Here is a 24770-nt window from a genome sequence, read left to right on the forward strand (position 1 = left end):
GCGCCGTTGTTCTTTGCGTGCGCCTACCGCGTTTTCATGCCTTCTAAATTTAACGCTTTCGCAAAGGGTTGCCGTTACCCATTAAGCTGGGGAAACATCTTTTCAACGAAGGCAGATCATGGCGTTTATCGGCATTTCCGGAATGCAGTATTCCGGCGCGTCTCTCTCGCATCACCGTATTCTTGTTGCCGAGGACTCGAATGTCTTCACCTCCATGATTTCGAAGCGGCTGAAAGAGCTTTTCGACCTCAATGTCGAGATATGCCGGAGTTTCGAGGAGCTGGAACTTGCCTATGACAAGTCCAGCGACAAGATCACGCTGGCGATTTCCAACATCAACCTGCCCGGCGCCGAGAATGGCGAGGCGTTGAACTATCTCGTCGACCTCAGCATTCCGACGATCGTCTTCACCGGAACCTTCCAGCAGACGACGCGCGACCAGCTTCTTTCCAAGGAAATCGTCGACTATATCCTGAAGGACAATATTTTTGCGGTCGACATGCTGGCGGAGTCTGTCTGCCGCTTTTTGACCAATCACCAGCACCATGTCCTGATTGTCGATGACAGCGCGACGGCGCGCGCTTTGCTCACGACCCGCCTCAAGCGCTACAATTTCCGCGTCAGCGTTGCAGAGAACGGCAGGAGCGCGCTCGAACTCCTCAAGGCCAACCCCGATATCGCGCTGATGATCACCGACTACAACATGCCTGATATCGACGGTTTCGAGCTGACGCGGCGCATTCGCGGCACGGTCGGATCGCACCAGCTGCGCATTATCGGCGTCTCGTCCTCGACGGACCGGCTGCTGTCGGCGCGCTTCCTCAAGGCGGGCGGCAACGACTTCATCATGCGGCCGTTCATCGACGAGGAGTTCTATTGCCGTGTTAACCAGAACCTCGACACGCTGACCCAGATCAGGACGGCGCAGCGACGGCTTTCTGCCTGACTTTTCAGCGATTTTCACGATCCACCCGGATATGTCCCTTACGTAACGTGAGATATTTCTCGGCGGATTAACCACTTGGTAAAACCGGTGGTTTGTAATGCGTGCCAGACGGGAACATCATCGAGGGTACTGGAAGACGTGGGAGTGGATTCAAATCCGCAACGAGGGCCTGCATTTCTGCGCCACTCCGGCCAGCAGGTTTTGCTCGTGGAAGACTCTCGCATGTTCTCCACCGCCCTTAAGTATCGGCTGGAGAAGGAACTCGGCCTTATCGTTACCCATTGTTCCAGCATGGCGGCGGTGCGGGCGATCTTCCAGTCCGACGCGGCGGAATTCGCGCTTGCCGTTCTCGACCTCAACCTGCCGGATGCGCCGAACTGCGAGGCGCTCGACTATGTGATCTCCAAGGGCATTGCGCCGCTGGTCTTCACCGGCTCCTTCAGCGATGCCACCCGCGACCAGATCCTTGCCAAGAACGTGCTCGACTATGTCGTCAAGGACAATCCGGCAGCGATCCAACAGCTCGTGCTCGCCGTCGACCGCATCCTCACGAGCGGCAAGACCCAGGTGCTTGTCGTCGATTCGGACCCGGAGAGCCTGCAGCGCCAGGTGAGCCTGATCGCCAAGCAGCGTTTCCAGATCATCGCCGTCGAAAGCGGTACCGCCGCCCTCGACGCGCTCGATGCGCATGGTGGCATCGACATGGTGGTCTGCGATCTGGCCCTCGCCGACATGGACGGTTTTGCGCTGCTCGACGAAATCCGCCAGCGCCATGGCGACGATGCGGTGCGCGTCGTCGGCCTTTCGACCTCGGAAGATCGCATGGTCGCGGCCCGCTTCCTGCGCGCCGGCGGCGACGAATATATCCAGAAGCCCTTCCTCGTCGAAGAGTTCAACAGCCGCATCTTTCACGTTGCGGCGATCCAGAAGCGCGTGCAGTCGCTGCACCGCATCGCGGCGCGGGATTATCTCACCGACATCTACAACCGCCGTTACTTTTTCGAGGCCGGCCCGCGGCTCGTCGACCAGGCGGTGCGCCGTGGCGACCCGATGTCGATCGCCATCCTCGATATCGACCATTTCAAGCGCTTGAACGACACCTACGGCCACGAGGTCGGCGACGTGGTGCTGAAGGCGATCTCCCGGCGGCTGAAACACCGGGTCAACGACAAGCACCTGCTCGCGCGCCTGGGCGGCGAGGAATTCGGCATCATCTTCAACGGTCTCTCGCTGGACGAGGCGCTCGATTATTGCGAACGGCTGCGCAGCGAACTGGCCGCCCAGCCGATCGACGCGGACGGCGAGGCGCTGACCGTCACGGTCTCCGTTGGCCTTGCGGTCATTGCCGGCCGGGAAACCTTCGACAACTACCTGAACGCCGCCGACCAGTTCCTCTACATGGCCAAACATGCCGGCCGGAACCGGGTCTTCTCAGAGCTTTCGCTGATGAGCGCGCTCGCGAGCTAAAAAATCCCCGCCACAGGGACGGGGATTTTCATCGTCTCTCAGAATTTGATCAGCGCGCGATGGCCGAAAGCGTCAGCTTGCGTTCGGCGCGCTCCTGCTGGGGCGAGCGGTTGTAGAGTTCGCGGTAGCACTTGGAGAAGTGCGAGGCGGAGACGAAGCCGCAGGCGACGGCCACTTCCACCACCGGCATGGAGGACTGCACAAGCAGGTGGCGCGCCCGGTCGAGCCGGATTTCGAGATAATAGCGGGCGGGCGAGCGGCCCATTTCCTGGCGGAACAGCCGTTCGATCTGGCGGCGCGAGAGGTCGGCGCCATCGGCGATCTCCAAGAGCGACAGCGGCTCGGAGAGGTTGCCTTCCATCAACTCGATGATCGACAGCACCTTTGCGTTCTGCACGCCGAGGCGCGCGCGCAGCGGCAAGCGCTGGCGGTCGTGCGGGCCGCGCACGCGGTCGGTCAGTGCCTGTTCGCAGACGCGGTTGACGAGGTTCTCGCCGAAATCCTGGTCGATCAGGTTCAGCATCATGTCGAGCGAGGCGGTGCCGCCGGCGCAGGTATAGATGTTGCTGTCGATTTCGTAGAGATCGGCATAGACATCGGCCTGTGGGAAGGCCTCGGCGAAGCCGGGCAGGTTCTCCCAGTGGATGGCGCAGCGCTTGCCGGAGAGCAGGCCGGCCTGGGCGAGCACATGGGCGCCGGTACAGAGCGAGCCGACCGCGATGCCCCGGTTATAGACCTCGCGCAGCCAGGCATTGACCGACTTGTTGGAAAAGTCCTCGACATAGATGCCGGAACAGACCAGCACCATGGAAGGGCGGTTCTCGCCGCCGAGATATTTGCGCTCGTCGGCGAGCGACGAGTTCACCTCGATGCCGATGCCGCTGGAGGAGAGCACCTGCTGGCCGTCCGTCGAGGAGAGGCGCCAGGTATAGGCCTCGTAACCGAGCATGCGGTTGGCGATGCGGAGCGTCTCGATTGCCGCCGAGAAGGGCAGCATGGAGAAGTTGGGCACGAGGAAGAAAACGAGGGAGCGCTTCTTGACGTTCTGCTTGTTCATCGGAGTGTCCATGCTGGGGGCGGAATGTCGCAATGGTCGCAGGGAGAGTGGCGGCGATGCTAGCATTTTTGCGACACTGAAAAGGATGGTTACGACTGAAACAGGCCGCGCATCACTGGAATGTCAGTGCCTTCCGGCGGAATTATGACATTTCCTTCGCACTTGCACATTTGCGACCCGGCCAAAAGCATTGTCCGATTGCGACAGGCGGTTTTTGCGGCATGAAATCCGGCGGTTCCGGTTTGACAAGCGGGCGCGCTCCGGCCACATACGGTCGCGGATTTGTGAGGGAATGATCGATGCTGCCAGACGGATATTCGGATGTACCGGCGGGAAAACTTGCCGCCGTGGTGACCTGTCTCGAAATGCGGGCGCCGCCGGCCCGGCGCGACGATCCCGAGCAGCCCGGCGTCACGCTTGACCGCATGGCGACGCCTGATCTCGCCTGGTATCGCGACCTCTACAGCCGCATCGGCACCGAATGGCTCTGGGCCTCGCGCCTCGCCATGGCCGATGCCGATCTCACGGCGGTCCTCCATCATCCCGATGTCGAGGTCTATGGCGTAATGAAAGAGGGCCGGGCCGAGGGGCTGCTGGAACTCGATTTTCGCGAGGAGGGGGTCTGCGAGCTCGCCTTCTTCGGCCTGACGCCGACGACGATAGGTGGGGGCACGGGCCGCTGGCTGATGAACAGGGCGATCGCGCGCGCCTGGTCGCGGGAGGCATTGCAACGCTTCTGGGTGCACACCTGCACGCTCGATTCGCCGCAGGCGCTGAATTTCTACATCCGCTCGGGCTTCACGCCGGTGAAGCGCCAGGTCGAGGTTTTCGACGACCCGCGGCTGGCGGGCATCCTGCCGGAGACCGCAGCTCCCGTGGTGCCGATCATCCGGGCATAAACGAAAACCGCCGGAGAGACTTTTGAGGGTCAGCTCCGGCGGCTTTTGGCGTCGTCTTCTTTCGGCGGTGCGCCGCAACAGTCATTCATCATCGCGTGTTCTTCGAACGGAAGCCGATGTCCTTGCGCAGGTCGTAAGGCATGCTTTCCAGTTCGCGTTCGGCGCGGTGACGCTCCCAGGCGGAGACGATCCGTTCGGCGATGTGGCGTAGGGTATAAGACAGGCTGCCGGCGTGATGGGCGCCAGAGGCGCGCCGTACCGGGCGATGTTCCAATGCAAGTGCCATTTCAGGGTTCCTTTCGAGCTTGGGAGGTTTCGAAAGGTCGCGACCTTGATCGTGACTATGTCGCAACCTTATGCATCAATCAAACGAATATATTTGATTGGATAGATCAGCGTTCTTCATGTTTGATGATGCCAGGCCAGTTGATGTCCTGCTGCAGGTAGTCCGGCAACTGGGCGAGTTCATCGGCCGTGTGACGGGCAACGTTGCGCCGGCGGCGGGCTTCGATGGCGTCGCCTACGAAGCGCCGTATTGCATAGTAAAATCCGTTTCCGCGGGCACGAACGGCGAGATCGGCGCCGTCAGCGTACGATTTCTGCGTTTTCATGGCGTTTTTCCTTCTGTTCTCCGTTCTGATAGGTTGACTATCCGCCCGTCTCGGTTTTCAATCAAACGAAATGAAGTGACGTTATGCTTCAGAAATTCTGATCCATGGAGGCAAGCATGAACCTGCTGATGCGCCAGACGCTCCCCCTCTTGGAGCTCGACATTCTCAAGACCTTCGTGGCGATCGCCGAGACCGGCAACTTCACCACCGCGGCCGAGACGGTGCACCGCACGCCGTCCGCCGTCTCCATGCAGATCAAGAAGCTGGAAGAACTGCTCGGCTGCTCGCTGTTCCGGCGCGATGCGCGCTCGGTCGTGCTGACGCATCATGGCGAGGTGCTGCTGTCCTATGCGCGCCGGCTGATCGCGCTCAGCAACGAGGCCGTGTCACGTTTCATGATGCCGGAGATGAACGGCGTCGTTCGGCTGGGCGCGCCCGACGATGTCGGCGAGCTCATCCTGCCGGAAGTGCTGAAGCGTTTTGCCGAGACCTATCCGTCGATCGCGGTCAATGTGTCGATCGAGACGAGCGGCCGCCTGCGCCGGGCCGTCGCCGAGCGCCGGCTCGACCTTGCAATCTTCAACGCCACCGACGGCACGATCCCGATCCCCGGCGAAATCCTCCTGAAGGAACAGCTCGTCTGGGCCGGCAAGAGCTGCGGCAACGCGCATCTGAAGAACCCGCTGCCGGTCTCCGTCTGGGAAGAGGGCTGCATCTGGCGCGAGCGGGCGCTGGAGGAACTGAGCCGTTCGGGCCGCGATTTCCGCGTCGCCTATTTCTGCGCCCACCATATGGGCCAGCGTGCCGCGATCCGTGCCGACCTTGCCGTGGCTCCGCTGGCACGCTTTCTGGTCGGCGACGACATGGTGGCGCTCAGCCCGAAGGATGGCCTGCCGGATCTCGGCCATTACCTGATCGGCCTCGTCGTCAACGAGGAAGCCGATACGCCGGCTTTGGCCGTGGCGGACTATATCCGCGCCGCCTTCGCCCGCATCGAGCGCCGGCCGATGGAGATTCTGCAGGTCGCATGCTGAAGCTTGGCGGGCCGGGCGTGAGCCCGGCCTTGCCCGTTATTCGTAGGTATAGGACGCGCACATGTCCGCGTCGCTCTGCGGCACGTCCTGCGTCGAGAAGACGGCCACCGTCGTCGTGTCGGCATCGCCCCAGGAGGCGACATAGGTGACGGGTGCGCCGCACAGGCGGTTGCCATTCAGCAGCACCGGATCCTTCGGCTCGGAGACGCTGTAGACCGAGCCATTCACCGTCTCTCCGCCCACCACGAACGTATCGCCGACAAGCTCGTCGAACACGATCTGCTTGCCGTTTTCGAAGGTGATGCCGAAGTCGTCGAACTCGATGTCGCCGGTGATCGCCATCGCCGTCTTGCTGATCGCCGCATAGGTGTCGGCGAGGGCGGGTGAGGTGATGGCGAACGAAAGAGCGAAGGCGAGAATGCGGGCGCGGTTCATCAAAATATCTTTCAACATCAGTAGCGGCGGCAGCTAAGCGTGCGGTCGCTTTCAGAGGAGGAGAAGTCGAGCGTGTCCGCCGTGATGCCGGAAAGGTAGATATAGACCTCGTCCGACAGGAAGAGCGAGTAGGAGCCGTCCGTTCCCTCCTGTACCTCCTGGACGTTATAGGTGTCGTCGCCGATGCTGTAGGTCGTCGAGGTGAAGACGAAGGGCGCGCCGTCGCATTCCCATTCGCCGGTGAAGGGATAGTCTTCCTGGGCGTGCACCGTCAGGCCGCTGGTGGAAAGAAGCATCAGGGTGAGCGCTGCAAGGCGGGCAAAAAGCATGGCGGGACTTTCTTGAGCGGGAGGGGAGCAGAGGGGCGCGCGGATCGCTGCACCATCAACGCGCCACGACCCCATCCTATTCTCCCACCATGCCGATAAACCGCAGAAAACAAAACGGAATTTTTTGGAGGTGGTTTATCCGTATGGTAACTGCGGCCGCCCCTTACTCGCGGCTGCGGCGCCTGCGGCGTCCGCCACCGTCGCCGCCGCCATCGTCGGCAGGCGCCTTGCGCTCGGGCAGCGTCACGACCTTGGCGAGTTCCGGGAAGGGATCGACCTTGTTCGGCAGCGCCATGGCATTGACGAAGAGCTGCTGGAAGTTCGGCTCCAGCGCGGTCTCGATCTTCTCGATGCGGTTGACCGTTTGCTCGATCTCGCGGCGATGGTCGCGGTTGAGCAGCGCCATGAGCGCGCCCGTGCCGGCGGCATTGCCGACCGCCTTTACCTCGTTGAGGTCGCAATCGGGAATGAGGCCGAGCACCATGGCGTATTTCGGATCGATGAAGGAGCCGAAGGCGCCGGCGAAGCGGATCGTATCGACATGGTCGACGCCCTGCTTTTCCATCAGCAGCTTGATGCCGGCATAGAGCGCGGACTTGGCGAGTTGGATGGCGCGGATGTCGTTCTGCGTCACCGTGATGCGCTGCTCGCCGTCGTGCAGCAGGTAGGAGAAGGTACGGCCGTTCTGGAGGATGCGGGGGCTCCTCTCCGCCATCGCCCCATCGACCACGCCGTCTTCCGAGATGAGGCCGGAGAGGTACATTTCGGCCACGACCTCAATGATCGCCGAGCCGCAGATGCCGGTGACGCCGACGCTGGCGGCGGCTTCGGCAAAACCGTCTTCGTCCGACCATTTTTCCACGCCGATGACGCGGAATTTCGGCTCCAGTGTCAGCGGGTCGATGCGAACGCGCTCGATCGCACCGGGGGCGGCGCGCTGGCCGGAGGAGATTTCGGCGCCCTCGAAGGCAGGGCCTGTCGGGGAAGAGGCGGCGACGACGCGCTGGCGGTTGCCGAGCACAATTTCCGCATTGGTGCCGACGTCGACGAGCAGCATCATGCGATCCTGCCGGTACGGACCTTCGGCCAGCGTCGCGCCCGCCGCATCCGCGCCGACATGGCCGGCGATGCAGGGCAGCGTGTAGAGCCGGGCGCCGCGGTTGACGTCGATCTCCAGCTCGTGCGCCCAGTATTGCAGGGCGCCCGAGACGGCGAGCGCGAAGGGCGCCTGGCCGAGTTCCGTCGGGTCGATGCCGAGGAACAGGTGGTGCATGATGGGGTTGGCGACAAAAACCATGTCGAGGATGTCGTGCCGATCGACCTCGCCCTCGGCGCAAACCTTGCCGATCAGCCCGTTGACGGCTTCGCGCACCGCCTTGGTCATGGCTTCCCGGCCGTCCGGGTTCATCATGACATAGGAGACGCGGCTCATCAGGTCTTCGCCGAAGCGGATCTGCGGGTTGGACGTGCCGGAGGAGGCGACGATGCGGCCGGAGAGCAGCGAGACGAGATGCATGGCTATGGTCGTCGAGCCGATGTCGCAGGCAACACCGTAGGCCTCGTTCTTGAGGCCCGGCCACAGGCCGACGATGAAGGGGCGCGATGAATCCATGTCGCGGTGGATGGCGGCGGTGACGCCCCAGTTGCCCTTGCGCAGGATCGACTGGACCTGCGGAATGAGGTGCGGCGCGATCAGGAGATCCTTCCAGCCCCAGTCCTTTTCGAGCATCACCTTGAGACGGTCGAGATCGCCGAGCGGTTTGTGCATGTCGGGCTCGTCCACCTCGACATAACATAGCTGGATCGCGGCATTGCGCTCGATGACTCGGTCCGAGGCGGCCTTGCGCACGACCTGTGCGTTGATCACCGTGTCCTGCGGCACGTCGACGACGAGGTCGCCGAGGATCTGGGCGGAGCAGGAGAGGCGGCGGCCATCCGGCAGGCCGCGGATCTTTTCGTAGCGCTCTTCCTTCGGCCCTTTTTCGGAAATGTGGTCGAGCGAGGAGACGATCTTGTGCTTGGCGAAATTGCCTTCCTGCACCTCGATCTGACAGCGCCCGCAGGTCGCGCGCCCGCCGCACACGCTCTCGACATAGACGCCGAGTTTGCGCGCGGCTTCGAGCACGGGCGTGCCGACCGGGAAACGGCCGCGTTTGCCCGAGGGCATGAAGAGGACCAGCGGTTCTTTTGCCGAAGCTTCGGTCATGTTGGTCTCGGTCTCACCTTCGTAGCGCATCAGTCGTACTTTCCTGTGGGCAAAAAATGCCCGTCAGCGTTTCTTGGCGGCAAGGCGCTTTACGTTGCGCCGCACCCGCTTGCCATAGGGTTTTATCGCGGCCTCGGAGACGGCGCGGGCCGTGGCGGAGGGCGACGCGGCCGTCATCATGGCCTTTGCAACAGCAAAATTGGCCGCCACGACGCTCTCCGCCGTGGCAGCCATTTTTTCGGTGACCATCTTGGTCATTTCCGCGGTGTTCTGTGTCGATCCCGTCAGCGCCGCAAAGCCCATCTCGTGGCAGCGCATGGCGATGACGAGCGGCGCCTCCAGCCAGAGGCTGAAGGCATCGCGACGAAACTGGCGCCCGCCTGCCATCCTATTCACGCACCGCGCCGGCACCGGCGCGGGCTGCACGACCGCCGCGGCGGCCACCGGCGGCTTGGCCTGAAGCGGCGGCAGCCACTGCGCCGCCTTCGGCCGGCTTGTGGTCGCGGTAGGTCATGATCCAGTTGGTGCAGTTCGGGTCGGTGCCGTTCAGCACGTTGGCGGCGCGCACGGCTTCCATTTCCTGCGGACGGCAGGGGTTCATGATGGCCGACGTCATGCCGGCGCCGATGACCATCGGGATAAAGCCGGCATTGATGCCGTGGCGGTGCGGCAGGCCGAAGGAGATGTTGGAAAGGCCGCAGGTCGTGTTGACCTTCAGTTCGTTGCGCAGGCGATAGAGCAGCTGGAAGACCTGGCGGCCGGCATCGCCCAGCGCGCCGATCGGCATGACGAGCGGGTCGACGACGATGTCATGCGGCTTGATGCCGTGGTCCATGGCGCGCTCGACGATCTTCTTGGCGACGGCGAAGCGCACGTCCGGGTCCATGGAGATGCCGGTCTCGTCGTTCGAGATCGCGACGACCGGCACGTCGTACTTCTTAACGAGCGGCAGGATGGCTTCGAGCTTTTCTTCCTCGCCGGTGACGGAGTTCACCAGCGGGCGGCCCTTGGCGACCTTCAGCGCCGCTTCGATCGCGGCCGTGACGGAGCTGTCGATTGCGAGCGGGATATCGACGAGGCCCTGGACGATTTCCAGCGTCTGGACCAGCAGGCCCGGCTCGGTTTCGTTCGGGTTGACGGAGGTGACGCCCGCATTGATGTCGAGCATGGTGGCGCCCGCAGCGACCTGTTCCAGCGCATCCTTGATGACCGTCTCGAAGTTGCCGGCGGCCATTTCCGCGGCCAGCTTCTTGCGGCCCGTCGGGTTGATGCGTTCGCCGATGACGCAGAAGGGCTGGTCGAAACCGATGATGATTTCGCGGGTGGCCGAGGCGACGATGGTGCGTGTCATATAGGATCCTCTGGGGCAGGGCGCTCGACCACGTCTAGCGCGCGATTTTTCGTGTTACAAGCGTGCCGGCCGGTGGCGACCGGCCCGCGGTCAATGGGGGTGATGGGAGGCGATTTCCGCCATCTGCTGCTGGTTCTGTTCGACGCCCTCGCGAGTTCTCTCGATGCGCTCGGCCACCATCTGGTCGACCGGGTTCGGCTCGCGCTTCCAGGGCTGGCGGCCCTTCAGCACGCCGGAATCATGCACGATCTCTGCGACATATTCTTCCTGGCGGTAGGCCATGACGTGCACGCCGGAAACGCCCTCGATCTCCTTCACCTCGTTGATGATGTCGATGCAGAGCTGCTTGCCTTCCTTCTTCTGGTCCTGTGCGCCTTCGAGCCGTGCAACGATGGAATCCGGAATATGGATGCCGGGCACGTTGGAGCGGATCCACTTGGCGGTCTTGGCCGACGCCATCGGGCCGACGCCGACGAGGATGAAGCATTTTTCGTGCAGGCCGAGATCGCGCACCTTCTTCATGTATTCCCGGAACATCGGCACGTCGAAGCAATACTGGCTCTGGACGAACTGCGCGCCCGCCTCGATCTTCTTGCCAAGCCGGTAGGGGCGGAAATCGTAGGGCGGGGCGAAGGGGTTGATCGCAGCACCCAGGAAAACCTTCGGCGGCGTCGTCAGCTTGCGGCCGGACAGGAATTTTCCGTTGTCGCGCATGATGCGCACGGTTTCGAGCAGCGACATGCAATCGAGGTCGAAGACGGGCTTGGCGCCCGGCTGGTCGCCGGCCTGCACGCCGTCGCCGGTCAGGCACATCATATTGGTGACCCCCATGGCGGCGCCGCCGAGGACGTCGCCCTGGATGGCGATGCGGTTCTTGTCGCGGCAGGCGATCTGCATGATCGGCGCATAGCCCATGCGGGTCAAAAGCGCGCAGATGCCGACGGAGGACATGTGGCAGTTGGCGCCCGACGCATCGACCGCGTTGATGCCGTCCACCCAGCCGTCGAAGATCGCGGCGCGCTCATAGACGTCTTCCGGATTGGCGCTGTCGGGCGGGTTGAGTTCGGTGGTGACCGCGAATTCGCCGCGGCGCAGCACGCGCTCCAGCCGACCGAGCGAGGAGTGGCCGGGCAGCGGATCGAGCGGCAGGTGGGGGCCGAGCGGATTTTCGTCGATATGCGCCATGGATCAGGCGTCCTTTCCGGCTGCGGCAGCGGCTTCCTTGGCGGCGGCGGCTTCGGCGGTGACGCGCAGCCACGAGGATGTCTCGCGCAGCGACTGGTTCACCGGCTTCTGCACGTTCATGATGGCATTCCCCTTCACCATGTTCTGCGAGCCCTTCCACGCCTGGACCCAGACGCAGGGCATATCCGGTTCCACTTCGCAATTGCCATTGGCGCGAACGCCGCCGCACGGCCCGTTGCGAAGCTGCTTGGGACAGTTCATCGGGCAGGACATGCCTGTAGACGACAGCGCGCACTGGCCGCACATGCGACAGTCGAAGAGGAAACCCTTCACATGTTTTTCGACGAAGGTGATCGGACGCTCAACGCGCTGGTAGCCGAAGAGTTTCCAGACCGGGTGCAGCAGCAGGAAGAGATCGGCGAAGCGGTGGTAGAACCATTCCAGGAAGCGGGAATTGCGCACGGCCCAGAGGCGGACCGTGTATTTGCGCCGTGCACGGCGGCTCGGCGACACGCCGGCCGGCGTGAAGGCGCCGGTGGCAGCCTTCTTGGCGGGCGCGGCGTTGCCGGGTTTCGGATCAGCCCCCGGTTTTGGATCAGCCCCCGACTTTGATTCAGCCATTTTCACGGCCTCCGGCTTTGACGAGCGCGACGAGGCGCTCGCGGTCATAGGCCTCCTCGAATTCGGCCGCGGCCTTGTCGGCTTCGGCTTCGAGGTCGTCGGAGACGGGCACCGGATCGGCCTTGCGCCATTCGGCGAGGTAATCGTCGGTCTCGGCGGCGCCGGTGCGCATGGCGCACATGTCGATCGCCTCGGTGAAGCGCAGCGACAGTTCGCGCTTGGCCGTCGCGCGGCCCTTCTTGATGATGACCTGGGCGGGGATGTCGCGCCAGTAGACGATGATGCGGTCTGCCATGTCGAAATTCTCCCAGAGCGTTTCTTCGGGTCGCGAAAACGCTCTTCCTCATATTTTTCGCAACTCCGGACGAAAAACCGTCGCACAGTTTTCCCCGGATTGCTCTAGCGCTGACAATGCGGTCTGGCCGCGTCGCGGGCTTCTTTCGCCACGACTGCCCCATGCTCAAAAACGACGTCGGATTCGACTGTCCAGAGGTTTTACCAGATGCCGCGGGTCACGCCGTTCCAGAGCCAGGTCCAGATCGGCGGATGATACCATTGCCGCGAGGGCGCCGCTATTTTCAAAGGCTTGAGCTTGCCGGCGACGGCGTCGTGCAATGCCTGCACGACGATGCCCGTGGAGGCCGCGGTCTGGAGCAGCGGATAGGTGTGCATCGTGTCGCGTTTGGAAGGTTTCGTCCGCTGCTGGTAGAGCACGTCGCCGGTGTCCACGCCGGGATCGACGAGGTGCACGGTCGCCCCGAAATTCGCCTCGTCGGACTGGATGCGCGACCAGTAGCCGCCCTGCAGGCCGCGATATTGCGGGTTGATTCCGGCATGGAAATTGAGCACGGGGCAGGAAATGGCGGCAAGCGTCTCCGCCTTCATCATGCGGCAGCTGACGAGAAGCAATGCGGCCGGCTTGATCTCGCTGACGGCCTTCAAGAGTTCCGGGCTGTTGGCAGACGGAACTGCGACACGGCGGATTCGCGAGTCGATAGCCGTGCTTACACCGAACTCTTCAAGGATTTCCTGAGCGCGGGCGGTGGTGAAGCGTTTGCCGAATTTGGAGACCATCATGGTGGCGAGCTGGCCGAGCGCCTGCACCCAGCCGAGCTTTTTCGCACGCCGGCGGATGAAGAGCTTTTTCGATTCAGGCTGTTCCTCGATCACCACGAGGTTCGGGAAGGCGGCCTTCACGAAATTGACGACGATTTCCGGGTTGGGACCGGGCTGGATGAGCATCGCCACCGCTTCCGTCCGTGTTTCGCGTTCCGTCATGCCCAAGCCCCGCCTTCGTTTGGGCGGCATCATCCTCGCGAGGGCTTAGGAAGCGGTAACCGCGGCGGCGGATTTGCCCGGCAGGGCTAAGGATTGGTTAGCGGGCGCGCAGTAACTCGGCGCCGAGATCGCCATAGCCGGTGAAGCGGTATTCGTAGGCTAGGCCGAGGTAGTCGGCGGCCTCCTGCGCCTTCTTCTGCAAGCCTTCGTCCTCGACCTGCGAGAGATAGACGAGCTTGGTGTAATTGCCGAAATACATGTCCTTCAGCTGCGGATAGCGATCGAGCCCGAGCGGCTCGATGACGAAGGCGCGGAACTGGCGGGCGAGGAAGTCCGTGAGGAAGAAGGCGGTGACGTCGTCCTCCGCCGCCGCAAAGGCCTCGTTGCCTGCGAAGAAGGAATAACAGTGCGGGCCGGCGATGCGCTCGACGCCCAGCCTTTCACAGACTTTGTCGAGCAGGCCGCCGGTGCCGCAATCGGCATAACCGACGAAGACGCGCTCGAAACCGGCCGCGCGGGCTTCCTCGACGGCCTTTTCGACGCCGGGGGCGATTTTTTCGGGGTGGGCATGCCAGATGGCTGGCAGACAGAGAAGGTCGATATGGTCGAGCCCGTTGGCATCGCGGATGGCCAGAACTTCGCGCGCGATGGCGCCGCAGGCGATCACGCGAACCTTTTCGGCTTTCGTGCGTTCATCGCTCGGACTTCCGAGCTGAAGTTCTACGTCAACCGCATCCATGTAGAGGGACTCCGACCATGACTGGGACACACCTGACCCGCATCAGCATCGTTCTCGCCGCACTCCTGGCACTCAGCGCCTGCGGCAACACCATTCGCGGCATGGGACGGGATACGGCCAATGCCGTGGATGCGACGCAGGCCGCCGGCAACGACATCGACAACGCCGCAAACTAAACGTCGTGAGCGAATGGCGCCGATTCAAGACCGGCGCCGTCGCAATTCGGGTTTCAGGCGCCAGCCAGCATGTTGTGCTTGCGCTTCATGAATTCCTTGGCCGTTTCGACCGCCACGGCCGCGTCGCGGCAATAGGCGTCCGCACCGACGGCCTTGCCGAATTCCTCGTTCAGCGGCGCGCCGCCGACGAGAACGACGTAGTCGTCGCGCAGGCCCTTTTCCTTCATCGTGTCGATGACGACCTTCATGTAAGGCATGGTGGTCGTCAACAGCGCCGACATGCCGAGGATGTCCGGCTGTTCGCGCTCGATGGCTTCCAGGTAGTTTTCGACAGGGTTGTTGATGCCGAGGTCGACGACGTCGAAGCCAGCCCCTTCCATCATCATGCCGACGAGGTTCTTGCCGATGTCGTGGATGTCGCCCTTGACGGTGCCGATGACCATCTTGCCCTGCTTCGGCGCGCCGGTGGCGGCGAGAAGCGGACGCAGGATGAACATGCCGGCCTTCATCGCATTGGCGGAGAGCAGCACTTCCGGCACGAACAGGATGCCGTCGCGGAAGTCGACGCCGACGATGCGCATGCCTTCGACGAGCGCCTGAGTGAGGATGTCGTAGGGTGCCCAGCCGCGTTCGAGCAGGATGTTCGTGCCCTCTTCGATTTCCTCCTTCAGGCCGTCGTAGAGGTCGTCGTGCATCTGCTGCACGAGCTCTTCGTCGGAAAGGTCGGCGAGAATGATATCGTCGTCAGCCATGGTGTTTCCTCGTCTCCATTGGCGCTTGCCACGCAGCAGGCCCGTTACACAGAAATATCCTGCCTGTTGCGCGAACCTGATATTGAAAGCGACGTCGCATACAGTGAAAAGCGACCCGCCGAACTCTTGTTCCATCCATAGCCCGCAAAGCCGTGAATTGACAGCGCAAACAAGCGAATGGCGCTACGATCGCCGTGGCATTCCCGCTATAGTCCGCGCCAAGCCGGTATCCAGCGTGCGCCACGGCTTGGCGCATTGAGAACCGTCCCGCCCCGGCGGCTTGCTAGCATAGGAAAAGAGGCGTCGCGATGCGCCGCGATAACAAGGAAAGACGGATCATGAGCGAGGAAATCCAGCAGGTGGCAGCCGAGGGCGCAAGCGAAGGCGGCGGCCGCCGTTCGCGTGGTGAGGGACGTGGTGCCGCCGCGCGGCGTGCATCGCGCACGGGTGGCGGTCCAGGCCCGTCGCTGCCCTACATCACCCGCAAGATCAAGGAATACGAGGTCCTCGACGAAGAAGGCCTGCAGCTGATCGAGAACAATGCCGATCGCGTGCTGGAAGAGATCGGCATCGAATTCCGCGAGGACCCGGAAGCGCTGGCGCTGTGGAAGGAAGCCGGCGCCGACGTGCGCGGCGAGCGCGTGCATTTCCCCAAGGGCCTCTGCCGCGAGCTCCTGAAGACCGCGCCGTCGCAGTTCACCTGGCATGCCCGCAATCCCGAGCGCAATGTCCAGATCGGCGGCAAGGCCACCGTCTTCGCGCCGGTCTACGGCCCTCCGTTCGTGCGCGACCTCGAAGGCAACCGTCGTTATGCGACGATCGAGGACTTCCGCAACTTCGTGAAGCTCGCCTATCTCGCGCCGTCGATGCATTCGTCGGGCGGTACGGTCTGCGAGCCGGTGGACGTGCCGGTGAACAAGCGTCACCTCGACATGGTCTACAGCCATATCAAATATTCCGACAAGCCGTTCATGGGCTCGGTCACCGCGCCTGAGCGCGCGGAAGACACGATCGCCATGGCGAAGCTCGTCTTCGGCGACGAGTTCGTCGAGAACAATTGCGTCACGCTGAACCTTATCAATGCCAACTCGCCGATGGTTTTCGACGAAACCATGGTGGGCGCGCTGAAGGTCTATGCCCGTCACAATCAGGCCTGCGTCGTCTCGCCGTTCATCCTGTCGGGCGCCATGAGCCCGGTCACGGTCGCCGGCACGCTGACGCAGATCCTTGCCGAAGTTCTGGCCGGCGCCTCCTTCACCCAGCTCATCCGCAAGGGCGCGCCGGTGCTGTTCGGCACGTTCGCGGCCTCGATCTCCATGCAGTCGGGCGCGCCGACCTTTGGTTCGCCGGAGCCGTCGCTGGTTTCCTACGGTGCGGCCCAGCTTGCCCGCCGTCTCGGCATTCCGTTCCGCACCGGCGGCTCGCTCTGCGGCTCCAAGGTTCCGGATGCACAGGCGGCGCACGAATCGGCCAACACCATCAACATGACGCTGCTCGCCGGCACGAATTTCGTGCTGCATGCGGCGGGCTGGCTCGAGGGCGGCCTCGTTTCGTCCTATGAGAAGTTCATGATCGACCAGGACCAGCTCGGCATGATGCAGAAGCTGGCCGAGGGCGTGGACCTTTCCGAAAACGCGCAGGCGCTCGATGCCATCCGCGAAGTCGGTCCCGGCAGCCACTATCTCGGCTGCGCCCACACCCAGGCCAACTTCCAGACCGCCTTCTACCGCTCGCCGCTCGCCGACAACAATTCGTTCGAGCAGTGGGAAATCGAGGGCCAGAAGCGCATCGAGGAGCGGGCCAACGCGCTTTGCCGTACCTGGCTCGAAAGCTACGAGGCGCCCTATCTCGACCCGGCGATCGACGATGCGTTGCTTGCCTACGTTGCCGAGCGCAAGAACTCCATGCCGGACGCCTTCACCTGAAAGGGTCCCGATCGCGCCAGGGAGCAAGGCGGAGCGACGCGGGTGGCCGACATGATTCAAAAAGAGGTCTGGCGTCCGCATTATGAACTTAAAGGGGACGTGACCCGGTGAGGGCGCGTCGCCCCGATCTCGACACCATCCGTGCGGCGCTTGCGCCGCACGGTCTTTTTTTGCGCGGTGTCGTGAATTTCGGGGAAGTCGAGGCGGCGCCGGCATTGATGGATGGTCGCCCCGCTGCCAGCGTCGTACTCGTCGGCAATGTCGGCAGCTCGATCTGGCTGGCCTTTTCCCGCTGGCGGGAGGAGCAGCCCGACCGCGGTGGCGACGACCCGCTCGACAGCTGGTCGAAGGCTGTCATCCGCAACGTTGCCGATTCTGCCGATGCGACCAGCTGGTTCCCTTCCGACCCACCCTGGCAACCCTTCCAGCAATGGGCGATGCGCGCGGAAGGCCTGAAGGCCTCGCCACTCGGCATCCTCATCCACCCCGTCTACGGCCTCTGGCATGGCTATCGTGGTGCGTTCGGTTTTGCGGAGCCGATCGAGGATGTACCGGCATCGAGGGCGCCGCATCCCTGCGACCACTGTCCTGACAAGCCTTGTCTAACAACCTGTCCCGCCGGCGCCGTGCGGCCGGAGGCCTTTGACGTGCCGGCCTGCCGCAGCCATCTGCGCTCGCCGCAAGGACAGGGCGGGTGCATGGTCTCCGGCTGTCTCGCCCGCGCCGCCTGTCCCGTCGGTGCTAGCTACCGTTACGATGACGCCCAGCTTCGTTTCCACATGGCGGCGCTGTCGCTTTGAGTGTTCGCTGCTAAATTCGCCGCATTGCCATCCGAGCCAGTAGCTTATGCGCGCAATTCTGTTTCTTTTCACCCTGTTTGCCGCTTTCGTCTTGCGGAGCACCGCCATGGCCGAACCGCCGAAATGCGCCGAGATCGAACACCTCTCCGGCCGCTACACCGTCTGCACCTTCGACCCGGCCAAGGAGGCGATCCGCCTCTATGGCGCGGCGACGCTCGGCAAGCGCGGGGCGAGTTATGACCAGCTGAACACGCATCTCCTGCGCAATCGGCAGCACATGAGCTTCGCCATGAATGGCGGCATGTATCATCCGGATTATGGGCCGGTCGGGCTTCTGGTGGAGCATGGCCGTGAGACCGGTGCGCTGAATCGCGACGATGCCTTCGGCAATTTCTTCCTGAAGCCGAACGGCGTTTTCTGGGTGGGCGAGGGGAAGGCCGGCGTGATGGAGACGGAGGCTTACCTGAAGGCCGGGCTTTCTCCGCAGGAGGCGACGCAATCCGGGCCGATGCTGGTGGTGGAGGGGAATATCCACCCGAAATTCCTGGCGGACGGCACGAGTTTCCAGATCCGCAACGGCGTCGGCATCCTGCCGGACGGCCGCGTTGCCTTTGCGATTTCGAAGAATCCGGTGCGCTTCCACGATTTCGCGACGTTGTTTCGCGATCGCCTGCAATGCAGGAATGCGCTCTTCCTCGACGGCAGCATTTCCAGCCTCTATTCCCCGGAAATCCGGCGTCACGACCGGCGTGCCGTGATGGGCACGATCATCGCCGTCGTAAAAAATCTGCCGGGCTGAGAAAAAATCTTGCGCCGCCACCCAAGGATTGCCGCTTGACGCACGTCTGAAAGGATAGTGCACCGGAATCGGGATGGACCCGTGGAAACAGAACTCGTCGAAAAGGCGGCTTTGGGCGACAGGCAGGCTTTCGCCGCGCTTGTCGAAGGCCGCTATGATTTCATCCATGCCGTCGCCTGGCGATGGTGCGGCGACCGGCAGGATGCCGAGGACGTGGCGCAGGAGGTGTGCATACGCCTCGCCGCCGCGATCCGCGGTTTCAAGGGCGCCAGCCGCTTCGGCACCTGGCTCTATACGGTGACGCTGAATGCTGCGCGCGACCAGATGCGCAAGCGCCGCCGGGCCGAATGGCGCGATGCGGCCTATCTGCGCGAACAGGCGGTACTCGACAGCCGGCCTGACGACGATGGCAGCGAAGAGCTATGGCACGCCGTGCGCCAGCTTCCCGACAAGCAGCGCGACGCCGTGCTGCTGATCTACGGCGAAGGATTGAGCCATGCCGCCGCGGCAGACGTGCTCGGCTGCGCCGAAACGACGATTTCCTGGCATGTGCACGAGGCCCGCAAGCGCCTGAAGGTGCTTTTGCGCGATGCGGCTGCGTGACGGAAGGATAGACGATGACCGACCTCGACCTCGACAAACTCGCCCGCCGCAGACCGCCGGCTCCGGATGCGGAGGCCCGCGCCCGCGCGTTCGCCTCCGCCATGCAGGCTTTCGACGATGCGGAAAAAAATGTGACCGCCCCCCAAGGTTCTGCCGGTGGCGGGCGTCGAAGCTCCATGTTCAACCGAATTTGGAGCCCTATCATGAACCGCAGACTTCTCGCCGGCTCGGCCCTTGCCACGCTTCTCGTCGTGCCCGTCGCCGGCCTCGTCACCTATGAAATGGTGCGCAACGGCACCGTGCCGCTCACCACCGAGACGGAGATTGCGGCAAAGCCCGTGGATCAGGACGTGCGCCTTCGCAAGCAGGAAGCCAAGAAGGTTCAGGGTGAACTTGAGGCCACTGCAGAAAACGGCGCCGCGGCCACGGCTGCCGACACGGCCCAGGCCACCAGCACGCTCGCCACCGAGCAGGCGCCGGTCGCCGAACTGCGCGAGGAGAAGGAGGCGGCAGCGGCCGCGCCGGAATCCTTCGCGCTCGGCGGTGCCGCCAATGTCGACGTGCTGAGCCGGTCGATCGCGCAGCCCTCCATCGTTGCGGATGGCATTGCCATGCCGATGCCGGCGGAAGACCGCGAGCGCTTCGCCTCCGCCGATCCGAACCCGGTGAAGAGCGTTGCGACCGATCCGGTCTCGACCTTCTCGGCGGATGTCGATACGGCGTCCTATTCCTATGTGCGCAGCGCGCTGCTCGGCGGCAGCCTGCCGGACCAGGAGTCCGTGCGCGTCGAGGAGATGGTCAACTATTTCCCCTATGACTGGAAGGGGCCGGAGACGGCGGACAAGCCGTTCAACGCCACCGTCACCGTCATGCCGACGCCGTGGAACAAGGACACGCAGCTTCTCCATGTCGGTATCAAGGGCTTCGAGACGGTGGCGACGGCGCAGCCTTCCGCCAACCTCGTCTTCCTCATCGACGTGTCCGGCTCGATGGACGAAGCCGACAAGCTGCCGCTGCTGAAGAGCGCCTTCCGCCTGCTCGTCGGCAAGCTGAAGGATAAGGATACGGTCTCGATCGTCACCTATGCCGGCAATGCCGGCGTGGTGCTGGAGCCGACGGAGGCGAAGGAGCGCGACAAGATCCTGTCGGCCATCGACAATCTCCAGCCGGGCGGCTCGACGGCCGGCGCGGAGGGCATCGAGGCGGCCTACCGGCTGGCGCAGAAGGCCTTCAAGAAGGATGGCGTCAACCGCGTCATGCTGGCGACGGACGGTGACTTCAATGTCGGCCCGGCGAGCGACGAGGACCTGAAGCGCATCATCGAGGAGCGTCGCAAGAGCGGCATCTTCCTGTCGGTGCTGGGTTTCGGCCACGGCAACTATAATGACGGCATGATGCAGACGCTGGCGCAGAACGGCAACGGCACCGCCGCTTATATCGACACGCTCGCGGAAGCCCAGAAGACGCTGGTGGAGGAGGCGGGGTCCTCGCTCTTCCCGATCGCCAAGGACGTCAAGTTCCAGATCGAGTTCAACCCGGCGCGCATCGCCGAATATCGGCTGGTCGGCTACGAGACCCGCGTGCTCAACCGCGAGGATTTCAACAACGACAAGGTGGATGCCGGCGATATCGGCTCCGGCCACCGGGTGACCGCGATCTACGAGGTGACGCCGAAGGGCAGCCCCGCCGTGCTGAACGATGCGCTGCGCTATGGCAACGAGCAGGCGGCCGCGACGCCGGTCGCCGGCAGTTCGGAGCTGGCCTTCCTCAAGATGCGCTGGAAGAAGCCGGACAGCGACACGAGTGAACTCGTCACCATGCCGGTGACGGATGCCAATGCGGTCGCCGATGTGAACGCGGCCACCACGGATGTGCGCTTCTCGGTCGCCGTCGCGGCATTCGGGCAGAAGCTGAAGGGCGTCTCCGCCCTCCAGGATTACGCCTACGGCTCGATCCTCGGGCTTGCGCAGGCGGCCAAGGGCGAAGACCCGTTCGGTTACCGGGCGGAATTCCTGAAGCTCGTGCAGCTTGCCGGCGGTCTTTCGGGGGAGAAGGCGCAATAACGTCCTTCCTCTCGATGGCGGGGAATGACCGCCTTTAGTCCCTCCGGCCGTTCCCCGTATCGTTTCGACCCTTCCCCAGGCGGGAAGGGTCGATCGTTTGTGCCTCGTGCAGCGTCAAGCCAATGTCACGCAACAGGTGGTCGTCTCCGCGCGCGAGAATCAATTGGAACGCCTCCCGTTCCGCCCGGGCCTGACGTCGCCGCGCCACCGCCATTCTCAGCGTCTTCATCCATCTTCGGAAAATGCTCATCGCCCTTGCCCTTCCATTTCCGGACAGAGCCAAGCAAAGCGGTAGACATTTCACAAACGAATAGCGATTATGGCTGGCATCAGAAAAAGCGATGGCGCCATGTATCCTCCTCTCGAAAGCGATCTGCTCAGAATTTTCGTCGCCGTGGCCCAGGCCGGCAATGTCACCCATGCGGCCGAACGGCTCGCGCGCACGCAATCGGCCATCAGCATGCAGGTGCGCAAGCTGGAGGAATCGGTCGGCGCGACGCTTTTCGAGCGTGGCCCGCGCGGTGTTGCGCTGACGATGGAGGGCAAGCGGCTGTTGCCCTATGCGCGGCGCATCGTCGGCCTGGTCGACGAGACGACGGCGGCGATGCGCACGGCGCCGCTCGACGGGCCGGTGCGGGTTGGCATACCGGAAGAATACAACCAGACGGTCCTGCCCAATGCGCTCGCCGCCTTCGCGGAAATCCACCCGAATATCGAGGTGACGGTGCTCTGCGGCTACACCTCCCAGCAACTGGCGGCGCTGGAGGCGGACGAACTCGACCTCGCCATCATCTTCGACTGGTGCGACGGGGTTTCCGGCGAGCTTCTGGCGATCGACCCGACCGTCTGGGTGGGCGCGGTGGCACATAACCGGCATCTGGAGCGCCCGGTGCCGGTCGCCGTCTACTGGCGGTCGAGCTGGTGCCGGGATTTTGCGCTCCGCTCGTTGGAGCGCCACACGATCCCGTACCGCATCGCCTATACCTGCGATACGAGCGGGGGCCTGCGCTCCGCCGTCGCGAGCGGCCTTACCATCGCGCCGCTGTCGCGCAGCAATATCCCGCCTGGCGCACGCGAACTCACCATTGTGGATGGCTTTCCGCAGATCGATTCCTCGCGTGTCGTGCTGAAGCGCAATCCGCGGCGCGGCGGGCCGGCGATCGACGGCATGGCGGATATGCTGCGCAAATCCTTCGGTCCGGTCGCGGCCGCGGCAGATCAGGCTTTCGGATAGGCCCGTTCCAGGCCGCCGGAGCGGGTGAGCCCGGCGCGGAAGGCGGCATAGGCGGCATGCTGGCTGGAGCGGGCGGTTTCGGTGAGCCGCACTTGCAGGCGCGCCGGGGCTACGGTTCCAAGCCATTCGCCGAGCTTTTCCAGCTTCAGCGCATTGAGGAAACGGGCGTCTGCGGCGCGGTCGAGATGCAGCGCCAGCCCTTCCAGCAGGTTCTCGTCCTGCTTGGCATTTTCCATCAGCAGGCGGAAATAGGCCTGGTCGGCCTCGCCCAGCGCCGCAAGCTTGTCGGCGACGGTCTGCCGGTCCGGAAAGGCTGCAAGGTCCGCGCTCATCGTCATCCCCCAGAGAATCGTGTCGCCTCTGGATAGGCCGCCGAAAAACCGGTCGCAAGCCTGTCGGGTATGTTTGGATGAAAAATCCAATATTGACAAAATATCCACGATCGGATTGTTTGCCGCCATGTTCGAATCATCAAACGCCGATACGCTGCTTCGCCAGCACACTGCCACGGCTGCGGCCATCTCGACCCTGTTCTATCCGCATGCCGAGATCGTGCTGCACGATCTCGAAACGGGCCTGATCGCCGGCATCTGGAATGCCTTTTCCGGCCGCAAGGCGGGCGTGGAATCGCTCGTCGAGGACGCGCTGGAAGGGGCGGGGGTAGCGGGCGTCTACGGCCCCTATGAAAAGACCGGCGAGGACGGGCGGCGGCTGAAATCGGTGACGGCCGTGCTGAAGGACGATCACGGCCAGGCGATCGGCCTCCTCTGCATCAACATGGATGTTTCGCATTTCGACGCGGCCGCAAAACTTCTCGCCGCCTTCACCGGTGCCGTCTCGCCACGCCCGCCCTCGCTTTTTGCCGGCGACTGGCGGGAGGAGATCAACACGGCGCTGCACGACTGGCTGCGCACCCGCGGCCTGGCGCTGACGGCGCTCAAGAAAGGCGACCGCGTGGCGCTCGTCGCGGCCCTCGACAGCCGCGGCCTGTTCCAGACGCGCAACGCTGTCGATCACCTGGCCTCGCTCCTCGGCGCCTCGCGCGCCTCGATCTACAATTATCTCGCCGATGCCCGGCGCAGCCAGAAAGACAGGACACCATGACCACGCTGCCGGATTTCCGCCTCGAAACCCATTTTTCGCGCTGGGAGTTCAAGGCGCGCCACCACATGACGGCGAGCGATGCCGAGACGATGACCATGTCCGAACTGCTGGCTCTCGCCGGCCCGGAAGACCGAGAGGCGTGGGAGCGCGTCTCGCTCGGTTATACGGAGACCTGGGGCGCACCGGCGCTGCGCGACACCATCGCCACCACTTACGATACGCTTTCGGGCGCCGATATCCTGACCTTCGCCGGGGCGGAGGAGGGGCTTTACTGTGCCATGCTGGCTTTGCTTTCGCCGGGCGACCACGCCATCGTCACCGTGCCGAACTACCAGTCGATGGAGACCATGCCGGTGACGATCACCGGCAATGTCACCGGCGTGGCGCTGCGGCCGGAGAACCGCTGGCAGCTCGATCTCGACGAGGTGCGGGCGGCGCTGAGGCCGGAAACCAGGCTCATCGCCGTCAATTTCCCGAACAATCCCACCGGCGCCATTGCCGACCGGGACATTTTCCGCGACCTCGCCGACCTCTGCGCCGAGCGCGGCATCCATCTCTTCTCCGACGAGGTCTATCGCGGGCTGGAGATCGATGCGGAAAAGCGCCTGCCGCAGGCGGCGGACCTGTTCGACAAGGGCATTTCGCTCAACGTGATGTCGAAGGCCTATGGCCTGCCGGGCCTGCGCATCGGCTGGATCGCCTGCCGCGATCACGCGCTGCTGTCGCGCATGGAGAAAATGAAACACTACCTCTCTATCTGCAATGCGCGGCCTTCCGAGGTGCTGGCCGGCATCGCGATCAAGGCGCGCAAGACGATTTTCGCCCGCAACCGCGCGCTCTGCGCGGAAAACATGGTCAAGATCGGCGCCTTCTTTGCCGATTTTCCGCATCTCTACGACTGGGCTGCGCCGGACGGCGGCTGCGTCGCCTTTCCGCGTTATCTCGGCAAGGACGGCGTGGAGGAACATTGCCGGAGGCTGGTTGAAGAGAAGGGTGTGCTTCTCCTGCCCTCCACCCTCTACGTCTCCGACCTCCTGCCCGTACCGATGGATCGCTTTCGCGTCGGCGTCGGGCGGCGCAACATCGATGCGGGGCTTGACGCTTGGCGGGCGTTTCTAGCGGGGGCTTGAGTGCGGCAGTTACCGCAGGATAAGCT

The 24770-nt window shown here is 63.5% G+C and carries 28 protein-coding genes; 13 read left to right on the forward strand and 15 right to left on the reverse strand.

The features are described 5' to 3' along the window. Nucleotides 1-118: 118 nt before the first annotated feature. Together AC1RWL_RS11355 and AC1RWL_RS11360 are read left to right on the forward strand one after the other, a co-directional pair. A complete protein-coding gene (locus AC1RWL_RS11355) occupies nucleotides 119-946 on the forward strand; it encodes a response regulator (protein ID WP_256115443.1) in 828 nt (275 codons plus the stop codon). Nucleotides 947-1168: 222 nt separating this feature from the next. Further along, nucleotides 1169-2413 (forward strand): GGDEF domain-containing response regulator, encoded by a 1245-nt coding sequence (locus tag AC1RWL_RS11360; RefSeq protein ID WP_493094716.1) that lies wholly within the window; start codon nucleotides 1169-1171, stop codon nucleotides 2411-2413. A 49-nt stretch (nucleotides 2414-2462) separates the two neighbouring features. Here the strand turns inward: AC1RWL_RS11360 and AC1RWL_RS11365 are convergent, their stop codons facing one another. Then, the gene (locus AC1RWL_RS11365; protein WP_256115445.1) at nucleotides 2463-3470 is read right to left on the reverse strand and encodes a GlxA family transcriptional regulator; all 1008 of its coding nucleotides are present in this window, start codon (nucleotides 3468-3470) and stop codon (nucleotides 2463-2465) included. A gap of 299 nt (nucleotides 3471-3769) precedes the next feature. Here AC1RWL_RS11365 and AC1RWL_RS11370 point away from each other — a divergent pair, with 299 nt between their 5' ends. Continuing rightward, nucleotides 3770-4369, forward strand: a complete 600-nt coding sequence (locus AC1RWL_RS11370; protein WP_493094715.1) for a GNAT family N-acetyltransferase — start codon at nucleotides 3770-3772, stop codon at nucleotides 4367-4369. 88 nt (nucleotides 4370-4457) lie between these two features. On the opposite strand, the gene AC1RWL_RS11375 is transcribed toward AC1RWL_RS11370, so the two are convergent. Both AC1RWL_RS11375 and AC1RWL_RS11380 read right to left on the reverse strand, forming a co-directional pair. Next, on the reverse strand, nucleotides 4458-4655 hold the full coding sequence (locus tag AC1RWL_RS11375; protein ID WP_256115448.1) for a hypothetical protein: 198 nt from the start codon (nucleotides 4653-4655) through the stop codon (nucleotides 4458-4460). A 106-nt stretch (nucleotides 4656-4761) separates the two neighbouring features. Then, nucleotides 4762-4980: a hypothetical protein gene (locus tag AC1RWL_RS11380; RefSeq protein WP_256115449.1), complete on the reverse strand. Its 219-nt coding sequence runs from the start codon at nucleotides 4978-4980 to the stop codon at nucleotides 4762-4764. Between the two features lie 116 nt (nucleotides 4981-5096). On the opposite strand from AC1RWL_RS11380, the gene AC1RWL_RS11385 reads away from it, so the two are divergent. Next, complete coding sequence (locus AC1RWL_RS11385) at nucleotides 5097-6014, forward strand: LysR family transcriptional regulator (RefSeq protein ID WP_256115450.1); 918 nt, start codon at nucleotides 5097-5099, stop codon at nucleotides 6012-6014. Between the two features lie 36 nt (nucleotides 6015-6050). Here AC1RWL_RS11385 and AC1RWL_RS11390 read toward each other — a convergent pair whose 3' ends face one another. The 10 genes from AC1RWL_RS11390 to AC1RWL_RS11435 all read right to left on the reverse strand — a co-directional run bounded on the left by AC1RWL_RS11390 (nucleotide 6051) and on the right by AC1RWL_RS11435 (nucleotide 14158). After that, nucleotides 6051-6449 (reverse strand): hypothetical protein, encoded by a 399-nt coding sequence (locus tag AC1RWL_RS11390; RefSeq protein ID WP_493094714.1) that lies wholly within the window; start codon nucleotides 6447-6449, stop codon nucleotides 6051-6053. Nucleotides 6450-6466: 17 nt separating this feature from the next. Continuing rightward, a complete protein-coding gene (locus AC1RWL_RS11395) occupies nucleotides 6467-6778 on the reverse strand; it encodes a hypothetical protein (RefSeq protein ID WP_493094713.1) in 312 nt (103 codons plus the stop codon). 163 nt (nucleotides 6779-6941) lie between these two features. Beyond that, nucleotides 6942-9014 (reverse strand): ASKHA domain-containing protein, encoded by a 2073-nt coding sequence (locus AC1RWL_RS11400; RefSeq protein ID WP_493094712.1) that lies wholly within the window; start codon nucleotides 9012-9014, stop codon nucleotides 6942-6944. 33 nt (nucleotides 9015-9047) lie between these two features. After that, nucleotides 9048-9371, reverse strand: a complete 324-nt coding sequence (locus AC1RWL_RS11405; protein ID WP_256116164.1) for a hypothetical protein — start codon at nucleotides 9369-9371, stop codon at nucleotides 9048-9050. Between the two features lies 1 nt (nucleotide 9372). Then, complete coding sequence (locus AC1RWL_RS11410) at nucleotides 9373-10335, reverse strand: methyltetrahydrofolate cobalamin methyltransferase (RefSeq protein WP_256115456.1); 963 nt, start codon at nucleotides 10333-10335, stop codon at nucleotides 9373-9375. Nucleotides 10336-10425: 90 nt separating this feature from the next. Continuing rightward, the gene (locus AC1RWL_RS11415) at nucleotides 10426-11520 is read right to left on the reverse strand and encodes a methylenetetrahydrofolate reductase (protein ID WP_256115457.1); all 1095 of its coding nucleotides are present in this window, start codon (nucleotides 11518-11520) and stop codon (nucleotides 10426-10428) included. A 3-nt stretch (nucleotides 11521-11523) separates the two neighbouring features. Beyond that, a complete protein-coding gene (locus AC1RWL_RS11420; protein ID WP_493094711.1) occupies nucleotides 11524-12141 on the reverse strand; it encodes a methylenetetrahydrofolate reductase C-terminal domain-containing protein in 618 nt (205 codons plus the stop codon). Next, nucleotides 12134-12436 carry a virulence factor gene (locus AC1RWL_RS11425; RefSeq protein WP_493094710.1) on the reverse strand — a complete coding sequence of 101 codons (303 nt, stop codon included), beginning with the start codon at nucleotides 12434-12436 and terminating at the stop codon, nucleotides 12134-12136. The genes AC1RWL_RS11420 and AC1RWL_RS11425 overlap by 8 nt, the downstream gene beginning before the upstream one ends. Before the next feature lie 200 nt (nucleotides 12437-12636). Further along, a complete protein-coding gene (locus AC1RWL_RS11430) occupies nucleotides 12637-13419 on the reverse strand; it encodes a formyl transferase (protein ID WP_493094709.1) in 783 nt (260 codons plus the stop codon). Between the two features lie 97 nt (nucleotides 13420-13516). Continuing rightward, on the reverse strand, nucleotides 13517-14158 hold the full coding sequence (locus AC1RWL_RS11435) for a DUF1638 domain-containing protein (protein WP_493094708.1): 642 nt from the start codon (nucleotides 14156-14158) through the stop codon (nucleotides 13517-13519). Between the two features lie 17 nt (nucleotides 14159-14175). Here AC1RWL_RS11435 and AC1RWL_RS11440 point away from each other — a divergent pair, with 17 nt between their 5' ends. Continuing rightward, nucleotides 14176-14334, forward strand: coding sequence for an entericidin domain-containing protein (locus tag AC1RWL_RS11440; RefSeq protein ID WP_256115462.1), 159 nt, complete (start codon nucleotides 14176-14178; stop codon nucleotides 14332-14334). 53 nt (nucleotides 14335-14387) lie between these two features. On the opposite strand, the gene AC1RWL_RS11445 is transcribed toward AC1RWL_RS11440, so the two are convergent. After that, nucleotides 14388-15086: a corrinoid protein gene (locus AC1RWL_RS11445; protein ID WP_256115463.1), complete on the reverse strand. Its 699-nt coding sequence runs from the start codon at nucleotides 15084-15086 to the stop codon at nucleotides 14388-14390. A 338-nt stretch (nucleotides 15087-15424) separates the two neighbouring features. Between AC1RWL_RS11445 and AC1RWL_RS11450 the strand changes: the two genes are divergently transcribed. From AC1RWL_RS11450 to AC1RWL_RS11475, 6 genes are all read left to right on the forward strand, one after another. Further along, nucleotides 15425-17011, forward strand: coding sequence for a trimethylamine methyltransferase family protein (locus AC1RWL_RS11450; RefSeq protein ID WP_439618973.1), 1587 nt, complete (start codon nucleotides 15425-15427; stop codon nucleotides 17009-17011). Between the two features lie 107 nt (nucleotides 17012-17118). Further along, nucleotides 17119-17811, forward strand: coding sequence for a ferredoxin (locus tag AC1RWL_RS11455; protein ID WP_493094707.1), 693 nt, complete (start codon nucleotides 17119-17121; stop codon nucleotides 17809-17811). Nucleotides 17812-17917: 106 nt separating this feature from the next. Beyond that, nucleotides 17918-18610, forward strand: a complete 693-nt coding sequence (locus tag AC1RWL_RS11460; protein WP_493094706.1) for a phosphodiester glycosidase family protein — start codon at nucleotides 17918-17920, stop codon at nucleotides 18608-18610. Nucleotides 18611-18691: 81 nt separating this feature from the next. Then, the gene (locus AC1RWL_RS11465) at nucleotides 18692-19213 is read left to right on the forward strand and encodes an RNA polymerase sigma factor (protein ID WP_439627666.1); all 522 of its coding nucleotides are present in this window, start codon (nucleotides 18692-18694) and stop codon (nucleotides 19211-19213) included. A 14-nt stretch (nucleotides 19214-19227) separates the two neighbouring features. Next, nucleotides 19228-21276 (forward strand): vWA domain-containing protein, encoded by a 2049-nt coding sequence (locus tag AC1RWL_RS11470; protein WP_493094705.1) that lies wholly within the window; start codon nucleotides 19228-19230, stop codon nucleotides 21274-21276. Between the two features lie 349 nt (nucleotides 21277-21625). Further along, the gene (locus AC1RWL_RS11475; protein ID WP_493094951.1) at nucleotides 21626-22510 is read left to right on the forward strand and encodes a LysR family transcriptional regulator; all 885 of its coding nucleotides are present in this window, start codon (nucleotides 21626-21628) and stop codon (nucleotides 22508-22510) included. Here the strand turns inward: AC1RWL_RS11475 and AC1RWL_RS11480 are convergent. Then, complete coding sequence (locus AC1RWL_RS11480; protein ID WP_493094704.1) at nucleotides 22495-22842, reverse strand: hypothetical protein; 348 nt, start codon at nucleotides 22840-22842, stop codon at nucleotides 22495-22497. The two genes, AC1RWL_RS11475 and AC1RWL_RS11480, sit on opposite strands and share 16 nt — an antisense overlap. A gap of 127 nt (nucleotides 22843-22969) precedes the next feature. On the opposite strand from AC1RWL_RS11480, the gene AC1RWL_RS11485 reads away from it, so the two are divergent. Together AC1RWL_RS11485 and AC1RWL_RS11490 are read left to right on the forward strand one after the other, a co-directional pair. Beyond that, complete coding sequence (locus tag AC1RWL_RS11485) at nucleotides 22970-23614, forward strand: helix-turn-helix transcriptional regulator (protein ID WP_493094703.1); 645 nt, start codon at nucleotides 22970-22972, stop codon at nucleotides 23612-23614. Continuing rightward, nucleotides 23611-24744, forward strand: a complete 1134-nt coding sequence (locus tag AC1RWL_RS11490) for an aminotransferase class I/II-fold pyridoxal phosphate-dependent enzyme (protein ID WP_493094702.1) — start codon at nucleotides 23611-23613, stop codon at nucleotides 24742-24744. The genes AC1RWL_RS11485 and AC1RWL_RS11490 overlap by 4 nt, the downstream gene beginning before the upstream one ends. Nucleotides 24745-24770: the final 26 nt, after the last annotated feature.

Source organism: Shinella sp. GW821-FHT10F02, assembly GCF_058809275.1.

Excerpts from the sequence above, each read along its gene's own strand:
- AC1RWL_RS11355 (WP_256115443.1), top strand. The coding sequence starts at position 119 with ATGGCGTTTATCGGCATTTCCGGAATGCAGTATTCCGGCGCGTCTCTC.
- AC1RWL_RS11360 (WP_493094716.1), top strand. The coding sequence starts at position 1,169 with ATGTTCTCCACCGCCCTTAAGTATCGGCTGGAGAAGGAACTCGGCCTT.
- AC1RWL_RS11365 (WP_256115445.1), bottom strand. The coding sequence starts at position 3,470 with ATGAACAAGCAGAACGTCAAGAAGCGCTCCCTCGTTTTCTTCCTCGTG.
- AC1RWL_RS11370 (WP_493094715.1), top strand. The coding sequence starts at position 3,770 with ATGCTGCCAGACGGATATTCGGATGTACCGGCGGGAAAACTTGCCGCC.
- AC1RWL_RS11375 (WP_256115448.1), bottom strand. The coding sequence starts at position 4,655 with ATGGCACTTGCATTGGAACATCGCCCGGTACGGCGCGCCTCTGGCGCC.
- AC1RWL_RS11380 (WP_256115449.1), bottom strand. The coding sequence starts at position 4,980 with ATGAAAACGCAGAAATCGTACGCTGACGGCGCCGATCTCGCCGTTCGT.
- AC1RWL_RS11385 (WP_256115450.1), top strand. The coding sequence starts at position 5,097 with ATGAACCTGCTGATGCGCCAGACGCTCCCCCTCTTGGAGCTCGACATT.
- AC1RWL_RS11390 (WP_493094714.1), bottom strand. The coding sequence starts at position 6,449 with ATGAACCGCGCCCGCATTCTCGCCTTCGCTCTTTCGTTCGCCATCACC.
- AC1RWL_RS11395 (WP_493094713.1), bottom strand. The coding sequence starts at position 6,778 with ATGCTTTTTGCCCGCCTTGCAGCGCTCACCCTGATGCTTCTTTCCACC.
- AC1RWL_RS11400 (WP_493094712.1), bottom strand. The coding sequence starts at position 9,014 with ATGCGCTACGAAGGTGAGACCGAGACCAACATGACCGAAGCTTCGGCA.
- AC1RWL_RS11405 (WP_256116164.1), bottom strand. The coding sequence starts at position 9,371 with ATGGCAGGCGGGCGCCAGTTTCGTCGCGATGCCTTCAGCCTCTGGCTG.
- AC1RWL_RS11410 (WP_256115456.1), bottom strand. The coding sequence starts at position 10,335 with ATGACACGCACCATCGTCGCCTCGGCCACCCGCGAAATCATCATCGGT.
- AC1RWL_RS11415 (WP_256115457.1), bottom strand. The coding sequence starts at position 11,520 with ATGGCGCATATCGACGAAAATCCGCTCGGCCCCCACCTGCCGCTCGAT.
- AC1RWL_RS11420 (WP_493094711.1), bottom strand. The coding sequence starts at position 12,141 with ATGGCTGAATCAAAGTCGGGGGCTGATCCAAAACCGGGGGCTGATCCG.
- AC1RWL_RS11425 (WP_493094710.1), bottom strand. The coding sequence starts at position 12,436 with ATGGCAGACCGCATCATCGTCTACTGGCGCGACATCCCCGCCCAGGTC.
- AC1RWL_RS11430 (WP_493094709.1), bottom strand. The coding sequence starts at position 13,419 with ATGACGGAACGCGAAACACGGACGGAAGCGGTGGCGATGCTCATCCAG.
- AC1RWL_RS11435 (WP_493094708.1), bottom strand. The coding sequence starts at position 14,158 with ATGGATGCGGTTGACGTAGAACTTCAGCTCGGAAGTCCGAGCGATGAA.
- AC1RWL_RS11440 (WP_256115462.1), top strand. The coding sequence starts at position 14,176 with ATGACTGGGACACACCTGACCCGCATCAGCATCGTTCTCGCCGCACTC.
- AC1RWL_RS11445 (WP_256115463.1), bottom strand. The coding sequence starts at position 15,086 with ATGGCTGACGACGATATCATTCTCGCCGACCTTTCCGACGAAGAGCTC.
- AC1RWL_RS11450 (WP_439618973.1), top strand. The coding sequence starts at position 15,425 with ATGAGCGAGGAAATCCAGCAGGTGGCAGCCGAGGGCGCAAGCGAAGGC.
- AC1RWL_RS11460 (WP_493094706.1), top strand. The coding sequence starts at position 17,918 with ATGGCCGAACCGCCGAAATGCGCCGAGATCGAACACCTCTCCGGCCGC.
- AC1RWL_RS11470 (WP_493094705.1), top strand. The coding sequence starts at position 19,228 with ATGACCGACCTCGACCTCGACAAACTCGCCCGCCGCAGACCGCCGGCT.
- AC1RWL_RS11475 (WP_493094951.1), top strand. The coding sequence starts at position 21,626 with ATGTATCCTCCTCTCGAAAGCGATCTGCTCAGAATTTTCGTCGCCGTG.
- AC1RWL_RS11480 (WP_493094704.1), bottom strand. The coding sequence starts at position 22,842 with ATGAGCGCGGACCTTGCAGCCTTTCCGGACCGGCAGACCGTCGCCGAC.
- AC1RWL_RS11485 (WP_493094703.1), top strand. The coding sequence starts at position 22,970 with ATGTTCGAATCATCAAACGCCGATACGCTGCTTCGCCAGCACACTGCC.
- AC1RWL_RS11490 (WP_493094702.1), top strand. The coding sequence starts at position 23,611 with ATGACCACGCTGCCGGATTTCCGCCTCGAAACCCATTTTTCGCGCTGG.